General features: G+C 60.7%; 12 protein-coding genes. 1 reads left to right on the top strand and 11 read right to left on the bottom strand.

Translation table 11 applies throughout. The features are described 5' to 3' along the window. Positions 1-113 precede the first annotated feature (113 nt). The 9 genes from yccS to betI form a co-directional block, all read right to left on the bottom strand. On the bottom strand, positions 114-2,306 hold the full coding sequence (gene yccS, locus BK670_RS26430; protein WP_123454202.1) for a YccS family putative transporter: 2,193 nt from the start codon (positions 2,304-2,306) through the stop codon (positions 114-116). A gap of 300 nt (positions 2,307-2,606) precedes the next feature. Continuing rightward, a complete protein-coding gene (locus tag BK670_RS26420) occupies positions 2,607-3,785 on the bottom strand; it encodes a BaiN/RdsA family NAD(P)/FAD-dependent oxidoreductase (RefSeq protein ID WP_123454200.1) in 1,179 nt (392 codons plus the stop codon). 190 nt (positions 3,786-3,975) lie between these two features. Next, positions 3,976-5,361 carry an ATP-dependent RNA helicase DbpA gene (gene dbpA / locus BK670_RS26410; RefSeq protein ID WP_123454198.1) on the bottom strand — a complete coding sequence of 462 codons (1,386 nt, stop codon included), beginning with the start codon at positions 5,359-5,361 and terminating at the stop codon, positions 3,976-3,978. 238 nt (positions 5,362-5,599) lie between these two features. Next, positions 5,600-7,027: a multidrug transporter subunit MdtD gene (mdtD, locus tag BK670_RS26405; RefSeq protein ID WP_123454196.1), complete on the bottom strand. Its 1,428-nt coding sequence runs from the start codon at positions 7,025-7,027 to the stop codon at positions 5,600-5,602. Positions 7,028-7,227: 200 nt separating this feature from the next. Further along, a complete protein-coding gene (locus tag BK670_RS26400) occupies positions 7,228-8,565 on the bottom strand; it encodes a TldD/PmbA family protein (protein ID WP_123454194.1) in 1,338 nt (445 codons plus the stop codon). After that, positions 8,565-10,007, bottom strand: coding sequence for a TldD/PmbA family protein (locus BK670_RS26395; protein ID WP_123454192.1), 1,443 nt, complete (start codon positions 10,005-10,007; stop codon positions 8,565-8,567). Before BK670_RS26395 ends, BK670_RS26400 begins: the two co-directional genes overlap by 1 nt. Positions 10,008-10,288: 281 nt before the next feature. Beyond that, positions 10,289-11,992, bottom strand: a complete 1,704-nt coding sequence (gene betA / locus BK670_RS26390; RefSeq protein WP_123454190.1) for a choline dehydrogenase — start codon at positions 11,990-11,992, stop codon at positions 10,289-10,291. A gap of 209 nt (positions 11,993-12,201) precedes the next feature. Beyond that, on the bottom strand, positions 12,202-13,674 hold the full coding sequence (betB, locus tag BK670_RS26385) for a betaine-aldehyde dehydrogenase (RefSeq protein WP_123454188.1): 1,473 nt from the start codon (positions 13,672-13,674) through the stop codon (positions 12,202-12,204). A gap of 108 nt (positions 13,675-13,782) precedes the next feature. Then, positions 13,783-14,376, bottom strand: coding sequence for a transcriptional regulator BetI (betI, locus tag BK670_RS26380; RefSeq protein WP_123454186.1), 594 nt, complete (start codon positions 14,374-14,376; stop codon positions 13,783-13,785). A 429-nt stretch (positions 14,377-14,805) separates the two neighbouring features. Between betI and betT the strand changes: the two genes are divergently transcribed. After that, positions 14,806-16,803 carry a choline BCCT transporter BetT gene (gene betT / locus BK670_RS26370; RefSeq protein WP_123454182.1) on the top strand — a complete coding sequence of 666 codons (1,998 nt, stop codon included), beginning with the start codon at positions 14,806-14,808 and terminating at the stop codon, positions 16,801-16,803. Positions 16,804-17,056: 253 nt separating this feature from the next. Here the strand turns inward: betT and choV are convergent, their stop codons facing one another. Further along, positions 17,057-18,235, bottom strand: a complete 1,179-nt coding sequence (gene choV / locus BK670_RS26365) for a choline ABC transporter ATP-binding protein (protein ID WP_007918297.1) — start codon at positions 18,233-18,235, stop codon at positions 17,057-17,059. After that, the gene (gene choW, locus BK670_RS26360) at positions 18,232-19,077 is read right to left on the bottom strand and encodes a choline ABC transporter permease subunit (RefSeq protein ID WP_016983941.1); all 846 of its coding nucleotides are present in this window, start codon (positions 19,075-19,077) and stop codon (positions 18,232-18,234) included. Before choW ends, choV begins: the two co-directional genes overlap by 4 nt. Positions 19,078-19,141: the final 64 nt, after the last annotated feature.

The following is a 19,141-nucleotide window of genomic DNA, read 5'->3' as shown; positions in this document are numbered from 1 at the left end:
CCTGAATTTGCTGGGTGTCTGATGGCCTCTTCGCGAGCAGGCTCGCTCCCACATGGGGTCTGTGTCGTGCATAAATCCAGTGTGGGAGCGAGCCTGCTCGCGATGACGCTCTGTCAGCCAGCGCTGACCTCACTGGTGTCCTTGATCAGGTGCGCCGCCAACGTCCGCAACGGCCCCAACTGCCGGCAAATCAACGCCAGTTGCGTCTGCACCAGCCGCTGCCCTTCATCAATCTCATCAGGCATTTGCTCCAGCTCGTTGGCCAGCGCTTCTTCTTCGTCACTTTGAATCGCCACCGGCTGTTTGTTCGCCAGCCCTTGGGCAATTTCGTCGATGCTTGTTGCCAGTTTCACCCCGGCGCCATCAATCAAATGCTCACGCACATCCGGCGGCAACTGCGTCTCGCGGTGCGCGCCCAGACCTGACAGATAACTCAACAACGTGTGCGAGAGCACCAGGAAGCGGAAACCCACGTCCGCTTCCTTACGGAAATGCCCCGGTTCCATGAGCATGTTCGCCAGCGTCGTCGACAGCGCCGCATCGGCGTTGTGTGCGTTGCGGCGGGCCAGCCGATAGGCGAGGTCATCACTCTTGCCGGCGGCGTATTGCTGCATGATCTGGCGCAGGTAGATGCTGTTGCAGGTCAGGGTGTTGGCCAGCACTTTGTTCAGGCGTCGGCCCTGCCAGTCCGGCAGGAACAGGAACACCGTCAGGCCGGCAATCAGGCTGCCGAGCAAGGTATCGAACAGCCGTGGCAGGAACAGCCCGTAACCGTCACCGACCTGGTTGAAGCAGAACAGCACCATGATGGTGATCGCGGCGGTGGCCAAGGTGTAGCGGGTGGTGCGGTTGGTAAAGAACACCACGCCGGCAGCGATCGCAAAGCACGACTGCACCAGCGGACTCGGGAACAGATCGAACAGCGCCCACGCCACGGTCAGGCCGATGGCGGTGCCAAGGATCCGCTGACCGAGTTTGCGCCGCGTTGCGCCGTAGTTCGGCTGGCAGACGAACAGCGTGGTGAGGATGATCCAGTAGCCCTGCGAAGGGTGAATCAAATGCACCATGCCGTAACCGATACTCAGTGCCAATGGCAGGCGCAGGGCATGACGGAACAGCAGAGAGGTCGGCGTCAGTTGCGTACGCAGGCGAATCCAAACGTCTTTGAGGTTGCGCGGCGAGCGGTCGAGCAAGCTGCTGTCGGTCGCATCGGCCAAGGCGTCGGGGTTACTCGCGTCGCTGAGCAAACGGTCGAGGGTGCCAAGGTTCGCTGCCAGTGCACGCAGCGAACGCAGCAATCCGCGCCACGCCGGATTGCTCTGGATGCGCAGGTGTTCGAGGGAGGCGTCGAGGTCGCTCAGGGCTTCGGCAAAACTGGCGTCGTAAATGAACGGCTGACGCATCTGGATCGATTCGGCCAAGGCGCGGCAGGCTTTGCCTTGCTGGCGCAACAGGCGTTGGCAGCGGAACAGCACGTCACTGTGGAAGAACGCTTCGGCCAGTGCGTTGTACGGATAGTGCGAGGAACTGGCGCGTTCGTGGATGTCCTGAGCGAGGAAATACAGCTTCAAGTAGCGACTGACTTTCGAGCCGGGGCGGCCATTGCCGACGCGGTGCAGAATGATTTCCTTGGCACTGTTCAGCGCTGCCACCACGCGGCCGTTTTGCTGGGCCAGTTCCAGACGCCGGGCCTCGACATCCATCTGCCGGATCGGCTCGAACAGTGCCGATTTCAGCTTCAGGTAAAAACCCAGTTCGCGGAACAACCGCGCCAGACTCTGCTGCACTGGCTGGTTGGAAAACATCGCTTGCCACAACACCGATAGCAAGCCGTACCACGCCGCACCGGCGACCAGCAACATCGGTTCGTGCCAGAAATCGGTGACCGCGCCACCGCGCTGATCAACGCCGATCATTGTGTATACGGACAGAATCAACGTCGCCGAAGCAATCGCCCCGTAACGCTCGCCAAGCGCCCCGAGCATGGTCAGGCCGAAGCTGGCCAGCGCCAGGGCAATGGCAAATACGATGGGGTAGGGGAAGAGCAACTCCACCGACAGCGCGGCGATGCTGAAACACACTAGCGTTACGGCGAGGGCGTTGAGGCGGCCCTGCCAACTGTCGTCGGTCTCGGCCAGGGCGCTGGCGATAATGCCGAGGAACAACGGGATCAGCAGGCCCATTTCATCCTGATACCAACACAGCGCCATGCTGCCGGTCAGGGCGATGAACACCCGCACGCTGTAGCTGAATTTATCCAGCGCCCACAGGCGCCGCAAAGACTGACGAAACGAGGTCGAGGACATGAAGTGCGAAGGCCTTCCGAGGCGATGCCGCTAAATTGAGCCAGTAATGACGCCGACGCAATGGCGCCGATCACATCTGACAGCAAAAAGTGTTCCTTACACGTGCATAGGTAGTGAGGATATTGCTGACTGTGGCGAGGGAGCTTGCTCCCGCTCGGCTGCGCAGCAGTCGTAAAATCGGTCAATGCGCTACATCTAGTGAACCGCTATATATGGTTTGGGGCCGTTTCGCAGCCCAGCGGGAGCAAGCTCCCTCGCCACAAAAGCTCGCTCCTACAGGGTATTGCGTTTGATTTTGGATCAGGCGTATTGGGCGGCAGCGTAGCCGGAGGCCCACGCCCACTGGAAGTTGAAGCCGCCCAGATGCCCGGTGACGTCGAGCACTTCACCGATGAAGTACAGGCCAGGGCTTTTCAACGATTCCATGGTCTTGGACGACACTTCGCGGGTATCAACGCCACCGAGTGTGACTTCGGCCGTGCGATAACCCTCAGTGCCCGCCGGCACGACTTTCCAGCTGCCCAGCTTATCGGCGATTTCCGCCAGTTCCGCATGGGTGTACTGCTTCATCGGCTTGGACACAAACCAGTTGTCTGCCAGCAAATTGGCCATCTTCTTGGTGAAGATTTCACCGAGCAGGGTTTTCAGTTCGCTGTTCGGGCGCTCGGCCACTTGTTGTTGCAACCAGCTCGCCGCGTCGTGATCCGGCAGCAGGTTGATCTCCACCGTATCGCCAGATTCCCAGAACGAGGAAATCTGCAGAATCGCCGGGCCGCTGAGGCCACGGTGAGTGAACAGGATGTTTTCGCGAAAGCTCTGGTCGTTGCAGCTGACCAGGCAATCCACCGACGTCCCGGACAACTCGGTGCAGAGCTCCTTGAGCTGATCGGTGATGGTGAACGGCACCAGCCCAGCGCGGGTTGGCAGCAGTTCATGGCCGAACTGTTTGGCCACTTGGTAACCGAAACCGGTGGCGCCCAGCGTCGGGATCGACAGACCGCCCGTGGCGATCACCAGTGACTGGCACTGGATCTGGCCGAGGGTGGTGTCGAGCAGATAACCGCTTTCGACTTTCTCGATCGTCTGGATCGACGTGTCCAGATGCAGCTCGACGCCGGCCTGATCGCACTCGTCGAGGAGCATGCCGAGGATGTCGCTGGACTTGTTATCGCAGAACAGCTGGCCGAGTTTTTTCTCGTGGTACGGCACGGCGTGTTTAGCGACCATGCCGATGAAATCCCACTGGGTATAGCGCGCCAGTGCCGATTTGCAGAAGTGCGGGTTCTGCGAGAGGAAATTGCTCGGTTCGGTGTACATGTTGGTGAAATTGCAGCGGCCACCGCCCGACATCAGGATTTTCTTGCCGGCCTTGTTTGCGTGGTCGAGCAGCAAGACCTGACGCCCGCGCCCGGCGGCGGTCAGTGCACACATCAACCCAGCGGCGCCAGCGCCAATGATCACGACTTCGGTAGAGCGCAAAACGGTGTCCTCAATTTTCGATAATCAGCCTGGGCGGCTTTTGTGGCGAGGGAGCTTGCTCCCGCTCGGCGGCGTAGCCGTCGTAAACCCAGTCAACGCGGTATTCCTGGAAATCGCGTTGGCTGGTTTTAGGGCCGCTTCGCAGCCCAGCGGGAGCAAGCTCCCTCGCCACAGGTGAATCAACAGGGGGTCAGAGGATGCGTACGCGCAGCGAACGGCCCTTGATCTTGCCGTCGTTCAAACGCTGCAAGGCCTGCATCGCCACGGTGCGGTCCACGGCCACATAAGCCTGGAAGTCGAAAATCGCGATCTTGCCAACCTGTGCACCCGGAATGCCGGCATCGCCGGTCAATGCGCCAAGGATGTCGCCCGGACGCACTTTGTCTTTACGACCGGCACCGATGCACAGCGTGGTCATCGGCGGCTGCAGCGGGGCGAGGCCCTGGGACTTGAGGTTATCGACCTGATCCCAGTTCAGCGGCGATTTCTGCAGTTGTTCGATGGCTTGTGCGCGGTGCGCTTCGCCCGGAGCAACGAGGCTGATGGCAATGCCTTTTTCGCCAGCACGACCGGTACGGCCAACGCGGTGAATGTGGATTTCCGAATCGCGCGCCAGTTCGACGTTGATCACCATGTCCAGCGCATCGATGTCCAGACCACGGGCGGCGACGTCGGTGGCGACCAGTACCGACGTACTGCGGTTAGCGAACATCGCCAGTACCTGATCGCGGTCACGCTGTTCCAGATCGCCGTGCAGGCCGACGGCGGAAATGCCTTTGGCGGTCAGGTGATCAACGGTTTCCTGAACCTGCTGCTTGGTGAAGCAGAACGCCACGCAGGACGCCGGACGGAAATGGTGCAGGACTTTGGTCACTGCGCTCATGCGATCTTCCGGGGAGATCTCGTAGAAACGCTGCTCGATCTGCGTGTCATCGTGGAACGCTTCGGCTTTCACCGTTTGCGGATCACGCATGAACTTCGAGGCGAGTTGCTTGATGCCCACCGGGTAAGTGGCGGAGAACAGCAGGGTCTGACGACGCTCCGGGGTCTTGACGATGATGTCTTCGATGGCGTCGTAGAAACCCATGTCGAGCATGCGGTCGGCTTCGTCGAGGATCAGCGTGTTCAGGCCATCCAGCACCAGCGAACCTTTGCGCAGGTGCTGCTGGATACGACCCGGAGTGCCGACGATGATGTGCGCGCCGTGCTCCAGCGAAGCGATTTGCGGGCCGAACGACACGCCGCCGCACAGGGTCAGGACCTTGATGTTGTCTTCGGCGCGGGCCAGACGACGAACTTCCTTGGCGACCTGGTCGGCCAGCTCGCGTGTCGGGCAGATCACCAGGGCCTGGCAACCGAAGTAGCGCGGGTTGATCGGGTTGAGCAGGCCGATGCCGAACGCGGCGGTCTTGCCGCTGCCGGTCTTGGCCTGAGCGATGAGGTCCATCCCCTTGAGGATCACCGGCAAGCTCTGCGCCTGGATCGGCGTCATCTGGGCATAACCGAGGGATTCGAGGTTAGCCAGCATGGCGGCGGACAGCGGCAGAGTATTAAAAGCGGTGGCGATGGTGGTCACGGGACTGGCCTGCAAAACAAAATGTCGCGCAGTGTAGCAGCCCCGTGCCACATTCTTCGAAAGTTCTGGACGAACAGCGACTAAAACCAGAAGTGAAGGATTTACTTGTGGCGAGGGAGCTTGCTCCCGCTGGACTGCGCAGCAGTCCCCTGCTTTTTGAGGTTAAGAGCAGGGGGACGCTTCGCGTCCCAGCGGGAGCAAGCTCCCTCGCCACAAAAGCTCTCTACAAAAGTTGTCGCTAGTGTTCGATGTGTTCTTCCGGGCGTTTGGCTCGGCGGCCATCTTCTTTCGACAGTTGCGAGAAGATCGTCGCGGCGAGCATCGCCATGATCCCGACGGTAACGAAGGTCAGCTGGAACGCGCCGAGCACGGTTTCCACGCCATCGTTGCCGATCTCTGCCGTAAAGCCACCGAGCAACGCACCGGCGCACGCCACCCCCAGACTCAATGACAATTGCGCGACCACCGAGAGCAAACTGTTGCCGCTGCTGGCGCTGGCGTCGTCGAGATCGATCAGCGTTACGGTGTTCATCGCGGTGAATTGCAGCGAGTTGATCGCGCCGAGAATCGCCAGCAGGCACAGCAGCAGCCAGTACGGCGTCTGTTCGCTGACCAGACCCATGCTTGCCAGCATGATCCCCAGTGCCAAGGTGTTGCCAGTGAGCACGATGCGATAGCCGAGCCGCTCGATCAGCGGTCGCGCCATCCACTTGGCAAACATCGCCGCCGCTGCCAGTGGCAGCATGCTCATCCCTGCTTGCGACGGCGAATAGCCCAGCGCCACTTGCAGCAGCAACGGCACCAGAAACGGCAAGGCACCGCTGCCCAGACGTGCGAACAAGTTGCCGAGAATGCCGACGGCAAAGGTGCGGGTCTTGAACAGCGACGGTGCGAACAACGGGTTTTCGATATGCCCGGCGCGTAACCAGTACGCCGCCAGACAGGCCATGCCGCCGAACAGCAGCAACATCACCCGCAGGTGCGGCAAGTGCAACTCGCCAAGGCCTTCCATGGCGATGGTGATCAGAATCATCGCCGCGCCGAACAGCAGGAAACCCAAACTATCGAAACGCGTGCGCTCGGTGCCGCGCAGGTCGGGAATGAATTTCCACACCGCGTAGCAACCGATCACGCCGACCGGCAGGTTGATCAGGAAGATCCAGTGCCATGTCAGGTATTCGACCATCCAGCCGCCCATGGTCGGGCCGATCAGCGGGCCGAGCAGGCCGGGGATGGTGATGAAGCCCATGATCCGCACCAGTTCGGATCGCGGATAGGCGCGCAGTACGACGAGTCGCCCGACCGGCAGCATCAGCGCGCCGCCCAGGCCCTGGATGACCCGGGCGCCAATCAGCATGCTCAGGCTGCTCGACAAGGCGCAGAGCAGCGAGCCGAAACTGAACAGCAGAATCGCGCCGAAGAAGATTTTCTTGGTGCCGAAACGATCGGCGATCCAGCCCGAGGCCGGGATCAGCAGGGCCACGGTGAGCATGTAGGCGATGATCACGCCCTGCATACGCAAGGGATCTTCGGCCAGATCGCGAGCCATGGCGGGCAGCGCGGTGTTGAGGATGGTCCCGTCGAGGGACTGCATGAAGAACGCAATGGCGACGACCCACGGCAACCAGCGTGCGGTGATGGCGTCGAGAGGCGGGCGGTTGGGCATGGAACCTCTGAGGGGTGGTTAATCCGGATTCTTGTGCTGACATGAAACCCTGTGGCGAGGGAGCTTGCTCCCGCTCGGCGGCGCAGCCGTCGTGAATCCGGTCAACGCGGCATTACTGGAACACCGTGTTGTCCGGTATTGGGGTCGCTGCGCAACCCAGCGGGAGCAAGCTCCCTCGCCACAGTTGATGCGTGTTGTTCTTACAACGTAAGGGTCAGGCGGCTGACCAGCGCCCCCGGCAGCAATGCCGACGAAGTATTGCGCTGGCTGTACGTACTCGCCGACAGCAACAACTCACGCTCGACGGTCAACGCTTCCAGCTGCGAACCCAGCAGGCTGTAGGCGCTGTCGTCGAAACGCATGGTGCTGACCGGCGCCTGGATCTCGCCGTTCTCGACCCAGAAGGTCGCAAACCGAGTCATGCCGGTCATGCGCGCCGCCGGTTGATCCGAGAAGTTCAGGTACCACAGGTTGCTGATGTACAGCCCGGTGCCCAACTGCTTGAGGATCTCTGCTTGCGAAAGATCACCCGCCGCCATGTTCAACGCACTGGGCATTTCACCGCCGCCGGCGCCGTTGGCGGTCAAACCGTATTCGGCAGCACTGCGCGAGCCGACCAGTTGATCACCGGCCTTGCCCTCGACGATCAGGCGCAAATCACTGCGTGGATAACCTTCGCCGGAAAACGCCGGGCTCAACGATTCGCTGACTTTCTCATCCAGCGACAGCAGCGGACTGAAGGCCTGATCGCCGACATACAGCTTCTGCAACGGACTGCTCTTGCTGGCGATCGACTGCGCCGAGAAACCGCCCCAGCTCAGCATGCCCATGATTTCTTCCAGCGCCGCCGGTGCCAGGTACGCGCGGTACTGCCCCGGCGCCAAGGTGCGCAGCGGACGACCGAGAAATTCCAGTTGCTCGCGGGCCTGGCCGAAGCGCTTGGCGAAACCCTCACTGCTCCAGTCATGCCCGGCGTAGCTGGCTTTCACCGCTTCGCCGTTCTCGTGGAACAGGCTGAAATCGAAGTTGAAGCTGTTGGCCTGATGCCAGCCGAACGCCCCCGCTGAACTGGCGAAACCACGGCTGATCGGGCCGGCCGCGTAGAAGCCCACCAAGTCCAGACCTTCAGCAGCAGCACAGATTTCATCGACAACCTGTTCAGTGTCCGGCAGCGGATGTTCCTGCACGTTCTGACTCTGCCAGCCGTTGTGATTGAGCAACAGATACGGATCCTGCGGCAGCAACGGCAGGGTTTCGCGCAGTTGTTGCAGGCCTTCGGCAAGCCGTTGCAAGTCGGCTTCCTGATCACCGGACAGCGTGACCTGCAAATCGGCGTGACGACCGTCGTTGATCAGTTTCAGGACGATATTGGCCTGCTGCACTTGCCCGGCCTGACGCACCTTGGCGTGATTGAAACGCACGAACGCCGAGGATTCGGCGGCGTAGCTGAGGGTGAACTGTTCCGGCTCGCGCACGCTGTCGCGCAGCCAATTGACCATGATCTTGAAGGCGTCGGACTGACTCTTCGAAATGCTCATCAGGCGTCTCCCCCAAACACATCAACGTTGCTGAATACGCAGGCCGGCGAAGCGTGGCCGACGCGGATCACCTGGTTCGGTTCGCCTTTGCCGCAGTTCGGCGTGCCCAGCACCTTGACGGTGTTGGCGTCGCCGACGGCGCGCAGGCTTTTCCAGAAGTGCGCGGAAATCGCCCGGTAGTTCGGGTTTTTCACCACGCCTTTGAGTTCACCGTTTTCGATCAACTGACCCCATTCACAGCCGAACTGGAATTTGTTGCGCGCATCGTCGATCGACCACGAACGGTTGGTGCTCATCAGGATGCCGTGCTCGATGCCTTCGATCAGTTTGTTCAGAGGCTGATCGCCCGGCTCGATATTGAGGTTGGCCATGCGGTCGATCGGCGGGCGGTTCCAGCCACAGGCGCGGCTGTTGGCGACGCCGTCGAGACCGGCGCGGAACTGCGACAGCGCACCGCCCAGCGGGCGCAACAACAGGCCATCGCGGATCAGGAATTGTTTGCTGGCCTTGCTGCCGTCGTCGTCATGACCGTAGCTGGCGAGTTCTTCGGGAATACCCGGATCGAACGTCACGTTGAGCAGTTTGGAGCCGTATTGCAGGCTGCCGAAGTCGCTGGCTTTGACGAAACTGGTGCCGGCGTAATTGCGTTCGTCGCCGAGGATGCGGTCGAGCTCCAGCGGGTGGCCGATGGATTCGTGGATCTGCAGCATCATCTGATCCGGCATCAACAGCAGGTCGCGCGGGCCTTGCGGAGTGTTCGGCGCGAGCAGCAGTTGCAGCGCCTGATCGGCGACTTGCGGGCCGGCGCCGATCAAACCGCAGCGGCTGATCACGTCAGCGCCGCCCTGTTGGCCGAAGTTCTCGCGGCCGAGGCTGCGGGTCTGGCTGTCGTTGCCGTCGTAAGCGGTGACGTCGAGGCCCGGGTAGACGAAGCGCTGGGCCTGGCGCAATTCAGCCCCGGCGCTGCTCAGGTAAATCTGCTCGACGTGGGTGATGCCGATGCTCACTTGCCAGTTCACCAGGCGCTCATCCTTTGGCACCGAGGCGGATTCCGCGCCGAGCAGCTCGAAGCATTCGCTCAGGGACGGGAAGGCTTGTTCGAGATTGGGCGAAAAGTAATCAGCGCGATCGCTGGACACCGGCTGCTCGCGCAGGTCGAGCAAGGCGTGGGGCTTGAGGCGGCGGGCTTGCTGCTCGGCGCGTTCGAGGGCGGCTTGCAGGCCTTGCTGCGACAGGTCGTTGGTCGCCGCGTAGGCCTCAACGCCGTTGACGCGCACGGTGAGCATCGCGCCTTCGTCGCGGCTCAGGCTCGGCGGCTCGGCGACATTCTTGCGCACCGACAGGTATTGCCCGGATTCGCGTACATACCGCAGGGAAAAGAACTCAGCGCCCGTGCGCAAGGCAGCAAAGCGCTGCTTGAGCTGGGGGTGGAAATCGAACATTCGGGAACCTCCTTGTCAGGGGGAAGCGGTAGAGCAGCGGCGGGGAGGGGGTGAAACGGTTGCGCGAGGTCTAGAGTAGGCCTGCGTGGGGGTAGGATCAAGTGAAGAGGGGGTGTAGGAGGATTTACTGTGCAGCGGGGGAATTGGCACTGAATGTGAGGGCCCCTTCGCGAGCAGGCTCACTCCTACACTTAATCTCCAGTGTCCACAGAGTTTGTGTTCACTGGAGATCCTTGTAGGAGTGAGCCTGCTCGCGATCAGCCTTGATGCGGTACCAAGTCTTACTGAGCAGCCGGGGTGATATCACGCATCGGCTTGCCCTTCACCGGCGCACCGCCAGCGACGTAGTAGGCAGCATTGCTACGCGGCAGTGGCTTGCGACCACGGATCTTGTCGGCGATTTTCTCGGCGATCATGATCGTCGGCGCGTTCAGGTTGCCGGTGGTGATGATCGGCATGATCGAGGCATCGACCACACGCAGGCTCTGCATGCCGTGCACGCGACCTTCGCCATCCACTACGGCCATCTCGTCGGTGCCCATCTTGCACGAGCAGGACGGGTGGAACGCGGTTTCGGCGTGCTCGCGGATGAACTTGTCCAGCTGCTCATCGGTTTGCACTTCGATGCCCGGGCTGATTTCACGGCCACGGAAAGCGTCCAGCGCCGGCTGTTGCATGATTTCACGGGTCAGGCGGATGCCGTCACGGAATTCCTGCCAGTCTTGCTCGGTGGCCATGTAGTTGAACAGGATGCTCGGGTGTTGGCGCGGGTCTTTCGACTTGGCCTGGATGCGACCACGGCTTGGCGAGCGCATGGAACCCATGTGCGCCTGGAAACCGTGCTCTTTCACACCGTTGCTGCCGTTGTAGTTAATCGCCACCGGCAGGAAGTGGTACTGGATGTTCGGCCATTCGAATTCCGGGCGCGAACGGATGAAACCGCCGGCTTCGAACTGGTTGCTGGCGCCGATACCGGTGCCGTTGAACAGCCACTCGGCACCGATGGCCGGCTGGTTGTACCAGAGCAGCGACGGGTACAGGGAAACCGGCTGAGTGCAGGCGTATTGCAGATACAGCTCAAGGTGATCCTGCAGGTTTTCACCGACGCCCGGCAGATCGTGAACGACCGGGATGTCGAGGGATTTCAGCAGTTCGGCAGGACCGACACCGGAACGCTGCAGAATCTGCGGCGAAGCGATGGCTCCGGAGCACAGCAGCACTTCTTTGCGCGCCTTGGCTTCAACACGCTCTTCGGCGTCGCCGACCAGGTAACGCACGCCGACCGCACGCTTGCCTTCAAACAGAATCTTGTCGGTCAGGGCGTGGGTGACGATGGTCAGGGTCGAGCGCTTCTTGGCGACGTCGAGGTAGCCACGGGCGGTGGATGCACGACGGCCGTTCGGCGTCACGGTGCGGTCCATCGGGCCGAAGCCTTCCTGCTGATAGCCGTTCAAGTCTTCGGTGCGCGGGTAACCGGCCTGCACGCCAGCTTCAACCATGGCGTGGAACAGCGGGTTGTTGCCCGCCTTCGGCGTGGTCACGCTGACCGGGCCTTCGCCACCGTGGTAGTCGTTCGGGCCGATGTCGCGGGTTTCCGCTTTGCGGAAGTACGGCAGGCAGTCCAGGTACGACCAGTCTTCCAGACCTGGCAGTTTCGCCCAGCCGTCGTAGTCCATCGCGTTACCGCGGATGTAGCACATGCCGTTGATCAGCGAGGAACCGCCGAGGCCTTTGCCGCGACCGCATTCCATCCGGCGACCGTCCATGTGTGGCTCTGGATCGGTTTCGTAGGCCCAGTTGTAACGACGACCCTGCAGCGGGAACGCCAGCGCGGCCGGCATTTGCGTGCGGAAGTCGAGACGGTAATCCGGGCCGCCGGCTTCGAGCAGCAGGACGGTGACGCCTTCGTCTTCAGTCAGACGGGTCGCCAGGGTGTTACCGGCCGAGCCGGCACCGATGATGATGTAATCGAATTCTTGGGACATTAGATGCACCCTCTTTGATAGTGGTCAGGTCGCCGAGGCGCCACTTTCTGTGGCGAGGGAGCTTGCTCCCGCTCGGCTGCGCAGCAGTCGCAAAGCCTGCGACCGTGCTCCGTCTGGATGAGCGCAGTGTCTGCAGTTGGGGCCGCTTCGCAGCCCAGCGGGAGCAAGCTCCCTCGCCACAAGGGCCCCAACTTCAGATATGCGTCAGATCAGAACACCGAGACGTAATCGCCCAGCTCGACCTGTACCGATTTGATGCGGGTGAAGTTGTTCAGCGAGCTGATCCCGTTTTCACGGCCAACACCCGACTGCTTGTAACCGCCGACCGGCATTTTTGCGTCGGACTCGCCCCAGGCGTTGATCCAGCAGATACCGGCTTCCAGTTGATGAATCACGCGGTGGGCGCGGTTCAGGTCTTTGGTGACGATACCGGCGGCCAGGCCGAAGTCGGTGTCGTTGGCGCGGCGGATCACTTCTTCTTCGGTCTCGTAGGAGAGGATCGCCATCACCGGGCCAAAGATTTCTTCACGAACAATGGTCATCTCGTCGGTGCAGTCGGTGAACACGGTCGGAGCCACGAATGCGCCTTTGGCGAATTCGCCGTCGGTCAGACGCTCGCCGCCGCACAGGACGCGGGCACCTTCTTCTTTACCTTTGGCGATGTAACCCAACACGCTTTCCATGTGCGGGAAGCTGACCAGCGGGCCGAAGTTGGTGTTTTCGTCTTCCGGGTTGCCGATGCGGATGCGCGCAACGCGCTCGACGATCTTGGCTTCGAAAGCGGCTTTCAGGTGGCTCGGCACGAACACGCGAGTGCCGTTGGTGCAGACCTGGCCGGAGCTGTAGAAGTTGGCCATCATCGCGGTGTCGGCAGCGCGATCAAGGTCGGCGTCGTCGCAGATGATCAGCGGGGACTTGCCGCCCAGTTCCATGGTCACGTCTTTCAGCGACGAAGCCGAAGCGCTGGCCATAACCTTCTTGCCGGTGTCGGTGCCGCCGGTGAAAGAGATTTTTTCGATGCGCGGGTGCTCGGTCAGCCAGGTGCCGACTTCACGGCCGCTGCCGGTCAGTACGTTGAACACGCCGTTTGGAACGCCGGCTTCGGTGTAGATCTCGGCCAGTTTCAGAGTGGTCAGCGAGGTGACTTCGCTTGGCTTGAAGATCATCGCGTTACCAGCGGCCAGGGCTGGTGCGGATTTCCACAGGGCGATCTGGATCGGGTAGTTCCACGCGCCGATACCGGCGACAACGCCCAGCGGCTCGCGACGGGTGTAGACGAAAGACGTGTCACGCAGCGGGATCTGCTCGCCTTCGATAGCCGGCACCAGGCCTGCGTAGTATTCCAGCACGTCAGCGCCGGTAACGATGTCGACGTACTTGGTTTCGGAGAAGGCTTTACCGGTGTCCAGGGTTTCCAGCGCGGCCAGCTCATCGTTGCGCTCGCGCAGGATGTCGACGGCGCGACGCAGGATGCGCGAACGCTCCATGGCGGTCATCGCGGCCCAGATTTTCTGGCCCTTTTCGGCGCTGACCACGGCGCGCTCGACGTCTTCTTTGGTCGCACGTTGTACTTGTGCGAGGACTTCACCGTTTGCCGGGTTGATGGCTTCGAAGGTGGCGTCGCTGGAGGCGTCGGAGTAAGCGCCATCGATGTAGAGTTTTTGCAGTTCGAAACGGGCCATAGTGTCCTCGCAAGTGCATAAGTGGTTGGCGTTGGTCACCGGGTGAGCCATGTAACTGTGGCATCGCTGATCGGTGACAGTTCAGGGGCCGAGCGTTTTCTATGTGCTCTAGCTCACCTGCTTGGCCAATTGGAAATCCATGTATTCGTAAGCGATCTGTTGCGCCTGCGCCGTGTCGAAAGCGTCTCCCGACAAAGCGCCGCGCAACCACAAGCCGTCAATCAACGCAGCCAATCCTCGCGCTGCGCTGCGCGCATCTTCGAGCGGCAGCACACGGCGGAACTGGCAGCACAGGTTGGAATACAAGCGGTGATCGTTGATCCGCTGCAACCTGTGCAAAGACGGCTGGTGCATGCTGGTGGCCCAAAAGGCCAGCCAGGTTTTCATTGCCGGGCCATTGACCTGGCTGGCGTCGAAGTTGCCTTCGATGATCACCTGCAGATGCGCCCGTGGGCTGTCATCTGCCAGCGCCTGACGGCGCGCGGTGACGTTCTCGCTGAGGACATTCATCAGATACCGCATCGTGGCGGCAATCAGGCCGTTCTTGTCCTGAAAGTAATGACTGATGATGCCATTCGAGACACCGGCCAAACGGGCGATCAGCGCAATGCTGGCGTCCCCCATTCCGACCTGATCGACCGCCTGCAATGTGGCTTCGATCAGTTGTTGGCGGCGGATGGGTTGCATACCGACCTTGGGCATCTTGCACATCTCCTTAGGCCTTCCGACGGGCGAATAACGCTTATCGGATTGAGGGCCAGTCTATTTTGTTTTGATTGAACGTTCAATCAACAAAGAATAAGATCTGCGACAAATCGTCGCTGTCTACAGATTTTTCCTACGTGTAAGTGGCGATAAAACCGACATCCGAAAATGCTCGAAACCTGCGTGGGGCATGGCGCGGTTCGCGATTCGATGGACGTGTTGAAAGGGCAAGACGCTCAGGGCCAGGTTTCGGATGAACGTCCGTACACCTTCGGCCACGAAAGCGATTCGCAGCGCCATTTCGGCAGGTTCGGGCTTTTTTCGGGGTGTCTTTATATCACCCGCCGGTCGGCTGCCAACTAACCGATTGGTCGGGTTCCGTGTTGCCTTGTGTTCTTCTCTCGCACTGCCTGGAGCATTTGTGCCATGAGTTCTGCCTCGCTTATAAAGACCCCGCCCGAGAAGGTGACGGTCAACGGTTGGGTGTTTTACACCTCTACCGCGCTGATTCTGTTGTTGACCGCCATTCTGATTATCGCCCCGCAAGAGGCCGGCAGACTGTTGGGTATCGCTCAGGCCTGGTTGTCGCGCAGCTTCGGCTGGTACTACATGGTGGTGATCGCCGCTTACCTGGTGTTTGTGGTGGGCCTGGCGTTTTCCTCGTACGGCAAACTCAAACTGGGCAGCAAGGACGACACCCCGGATTTCAGTTACGGCGCCTGGGCGGGAATGCTGTTCTCGTCGGGTATCGGTATTTCGCTGCTGTACTTCGGCGCGTCCGAGCCACTGGACCACTACTTCAATCCGCCGGAAGGCGCAGCGGCCACCAACCTGGCCGCGCGTCAGGCGGTGCAACTGACCTTCCTGCACTGGGGCCTGCATGGCTGGGCGATCTACGCATTGGTCGGTCTGGCTGTGGCTTACTTCGCTTACCGTCATAACCAGCCGCTGGCCCTGCGTTCGGCGCTGTATCCACTGGTCGGCGAGCGTTGGGTCAAAGGCGCGGCCGGTCATGCGGTGGACGGTTTCGGCATGTTCGTGACCCTGCTGGGTCTGGTGACCAACCTGGGGATCGGCTCGCTGCAAGTGTCGTCGGGCCTGGAAAACCTGTTCGGCATGGAACACAGCAACACTAACCTTTTGATCGTGATCATCGTGATGAGCACCGTGGCGACCATCGCTGCCGTGTCCGGCGTGGAAAACGGCATCCGTCGTCTGTCCAACCTGAACATCGTGCTGTTCAGCGGTCTGCTGATTTTCGTGCTGCTGTTCGGCCCGACTTTGCACCTGCTCAACGGCTTCGTGCAGAACATCGGCGACTACCTCAACGGCGTGGTGTTGAAGACTTTCGACCTCTATGTCTATGAAGGCGACAACGCCAAGTCCGACCGCTGGTTGGGCCTGTGGACCCTGTTCTACTGGGCCTGGTGGATTTCCTGGGCGCCATTCGTTGGCATGTTCATCGCGCGTATTTCCCGTGGCCGCACCGTGCGTGAACTGGTGGCAGGCGTGCTGTTGATTCCGCTGGGCTTCACCTTGGCCTGGCTGTCGATCTTCGGTAACTCGGCACTGGATCTGGTGATGAACCAGGGGGCGGTTGAGTTGGGCAAGACGGCGCTGGAACAGCCGTCGATGGCGATTTATCAGTTGCTTGAACACTACCCGGCGTCGAAAGTCGTCATCGGTGTGTCGATCTTTGTCGGTTTCGTGCTGTTCCTGACCCCGGCCGACTCTGGCGCGGTAATGATGGCGAATCTGTCCTGCAAGGGCGGCAACGTCGATGAGGATGCGCCGCACTGGTTGCGGATCTTCTGGTCGGTGGTGATCACCCTGGTGACCATCGGTCTGCTGTTTGCCGGTAACTTCGAAGCCATGCAAACCATGGTCGTGCTGGCCGGCCTGCCGTTCTCGGTGGTGTTGGTGTTCTTCATGTTTGGCCTGCACAAGGCCATGCGCCAGGACGTGCAGATCGAACAGGAGCAGGCGCAACTGGCTGAGCGCGGTCGTCGTGGTTTCAGCGAGCGTTTGACGCAACTGGATCTGCAACCGAGCCAATCGGTGGTGCAGCGTTTCATGGACAAGCAAGTCAGCCCGGCGCTGGAAGACGCTGCCGCACAAATGCGTGCACAGGGCCTGGAAGTGCAGACGCTGTTGGGTAAATCCAAGCGTTGCATGGGCGTACGTGTCGAGATGGAAGAGGGTAACCCTTTCGTCTACGAAGTCAGCCTGGACGGCTATCTGGCGACCCCGACCGAATCGGCGCAGTCCGATGAAGCGCGCCAGCGTTACTACCGCGCCGAGGTGTACCTGCACAACGGCAGCCAGGATTACGACCTGATGGGCTTCACGCAGGATCAGATCACGCGGGATGTGCTCGATCAGTTTGAAAGCCATCGGCAGCTCCTTGGCCGGGTGTACAGCTAAACCTTGAGATTCAGCGGTGCAGTCAGCTGCACCGCTGAACCATTGTGGTGAGGGAGCTTGCTCCCGCTGGGCTGCGAAGCAGTCGTAAATCCGGATAACGCGTTCTGTCTGAATCACCGCGGTGTCTGGTTTGGGGCTGCTTCGCAGCCCAGCGGGAGCAAGCTCCCTCGCCACAGGTTCTTTGTTTACAGCTCGATATCTGCACTAACAAAAACGCCGCGATCCTCTCGCGGCGTTTTTGTGTCTGCGGTGTTTACCCCAGGTTCTTGCCCAGCAACGCGTGATACAACTCACTGTCGCCCAAGATCCCCACCACATGATTGTCATCGTGCAGCACCAGCTTGTTGCCGGTCTGATAACGAATCTGTAGCGCATCGCGCATCCCGATATTCGAATCCACCAGCGTTGGCTTGCGCTCCAGGCCTTCCACCGCTTGCCCGGGCGCCCAGTTCTGCAGGTTCAACACTGAACCATTCTGCCGTGCGCCTTTGATGGTGTTGCCTTCGGCCAGATCCAGCCACGAATCGCCGCCCGGATCGAGGCACACCGAACCGTTGATGCGTTTGCACTTGTCCAGGGTGCGCATCAGGCTGCGTCCGCAGAGCACGTTGAGCGGATTGGTGTGCGCGACGAAGGTGCGCACATAGTCGTCCGCCGGGTTCAGCACGATCTCTTCCGGCACGCTGTACTGGATGATCCGGCCGTCTTTCATGATCGCGATGCGGCTACCGAGTTTCAGCGCTTCATCAAGGTCGTGGCTCACGAACACGATGGTCTTGCTCAACTTGCGTTGCAGTTCCAGCAGTTCATCCTGCAAGCCCTGACGGATCAGCGGGTCGAGGGCCGAGAACGGTTCGTCCATCAACAGAATATCGGCGTCCATCGCCAGCGCCCGCGCCAGACCGACACGTTGCTGCATGCCGCCGGAGAGTTCGTCAGGCTTCTTGTTGCGCCATTGGGTCAGGCCAACCAGTTCGAGCTTTTCATCGACCAGCTTCTTGCGTTCCTTCTCCGGTCGACCCTGCATTTCCAGACCGAAACTGATGTTCTCGCGCACCGTCAGCCACGGCATCAGGGCGAACTTCTGGAACACCATGGCGATGCGTTTGGTGCGCATCATTTTCAGCTCGGCGGGGGTGCAGGAGGCGATGTCGATCTGACGGTTTTCATGCTCGACGAACAGCTTGCCGCGGCTCACGGTGTTGAGGCCGTTGATGCAGCGCAGCAGGCTCGACTTGCCGGAACCCGACAGGCCCATCAGCACGCAGATCTCGCCTTTGTTGATGTCCAGCGAGGCTTTTTCCACACCGACAATCTGTCCGGTCTTTTTCAGAATCTCGTTGCGGGTCATGCCCTGATCCAGCAGCTTGAGTGCCTCGCGTGGATCTTTGGAGAAGATTACGTCGACGTCTTCGAAGCGAATTATGCTCATGCGTCACCCCCTACTTTGGCGTCGGGTTGTTTGCAGATACGGTCGAGCATGATCGCCAGCAGTACGATCGCCAAGCCCGCTTCGAAGCCCAGGGCGATATCAGCAGTGTTCAGTGCGTTGACCACCGGTTTGCCGAGTCCGTCGGCGCCTACCAGTGCGGCGATCACCACCATCGACAACGACAGCATGATGCACTGGGTGATGCCGGCGGCGATGCTCGGCATGGCGTGAGGCAGTTCGATCCGTGAGAGTAATTGGCGACGCGAGCAGCCGAAGGCCTTGCCGGCGTCCATCAGTTCTTGCGGGACATCGCGGATGCCCAGGTAGGTCAGGCGGATCGGCGCAGCGATGGCGAACACCACCGTGGAGATCAGGCCCGGGACCACACCCAGCCCGAAGAGGGTCAGGGTAGGAATGAGGTAAACGAAGGTCGGTACGGTCTGCATCAGATCGAGTACCGGACGCATTACAGTGTAGAACATCGGTTTGTGCGCGGCGACGATGCCCAGCGGCACGCCGATGACCACGCAGACCAGGGTCGCGAACATGACCTGGGCGAGGGTTTCCATGGTCTCCTGCCAGTACCCCAGATTGAGGATCAGCAGGAAGGAAGCGATAACGAAAGCGGTCAGTCCCCATTTGCGCTGGATCAAGTGCGCGAGCAGGGCGATCAGGCCAATCAAGACCAGTGGGTTGAACCAGGTCAGCGCGAACGTCACGCCGTGGATCATCGTTTCCAGGGTCACGGCGATTGCGTCGAAGGTATTGGCGCCGTGTTGCGTCAACCATTCAACGAAGCCCGCGATGTACTGGCCTAAAGGTATTTTCTGATCAATCAGCATGGTAGTGAACGTCCGCATGCAAGGAAATAAACAGCCCGGGTGGGCGAGCCCACCCGGCATAAGC

The sequence above is a fragment of the Pseudomonas fluorescens genome, assembly GCF_003732425.1.
In the GTDB taxonomy this organism is placed as follows: Bacteria; Pseudomonadota; Gammaproteobacteria; order Pseudomonadales; family Pseudomonadaceae; genus Aquipseudomonas; species Aquipseudomonas fluorescens_BE.
Note: the sequence above shows the minus strand (reverse complement) of the source record. Positions and strands in the feature narration are given on the sequence as shown.

What these genes read in the sequence shown, in the direction of transcription:
- yccS (WP_123454202.1), bottom strand. Translation starts at nt 2,306, where the DNA reads ATGTCCTCGACCTCGTTTCGTCAGTCTTTGCGGCGCCTGTGGGCGCTG.
- mdtD (WP_123454196.1), bottom strand. Translation starts at nt 7,027, where the DNA reads ATGCCCAACCGCCCGCCTCTCGACGCCATCACCGCACGCTGGTTGCCG.
- BK670_RS26400 (WP_123454194.1), bottom strand. Translation starts at nt 8,565, where the DNA reads ATGAGCATTTCGAAGAGTCAGTCCGACGCCTTCAAGATCATGGTCAAT.
- BK670_RS26395 (WP_123454192.1), bottom strand. Translation starts at nt 10,007, where the DNA reads ATGTTCGATTTCCACCCCCAGCTCAAGCAGCGCTTTGCTGCCTTGCGC.
- betA (WP_123454190.1), bottom strand. Translation starts at nt 11,992, where the DNA reads ATGTCCCAAGAATTCGATTACATCATCATCGGTGCCGGCTCGGCCGGT.
- betB (WP_123454188.1), bottom strand. Translation starts at nt 13,674, where the DNA reads ATGGCCCGTTTCGAACTGCAAAAACTCTACATCGATGGCGCTTACTCC.
- betI (WP_123454186.1), bottom strand. Translation starts at nt 14,376, where the DNA reads ATGCCCAAGGTCGGTATGCAACCCATCCGCCGCCAACAACTGATCGAA.
- betT (WP_123454182.1), top strand. Translation starts at nt 14,806, where the DNA reads ATGAGTTCTGCCTCGCTTATAAAGACCCCGCCCGAGAAGGTGACGGTC.
- choV (WP_007918297.1), bottom strand. Translation starts at nt 18,235, where the DNA reads ATGAGCATAATTCGCTTCGAAGACGTCGACGTAATCTTCTCCAAAGAT.
- choW (WP_016983941.1), bottom strand. Translation starts at nt 19,077, where the DNA reads ATGCTGATTGATCAGAAAATACCTTTAGGCCAGTACATCGCGGGCTTC.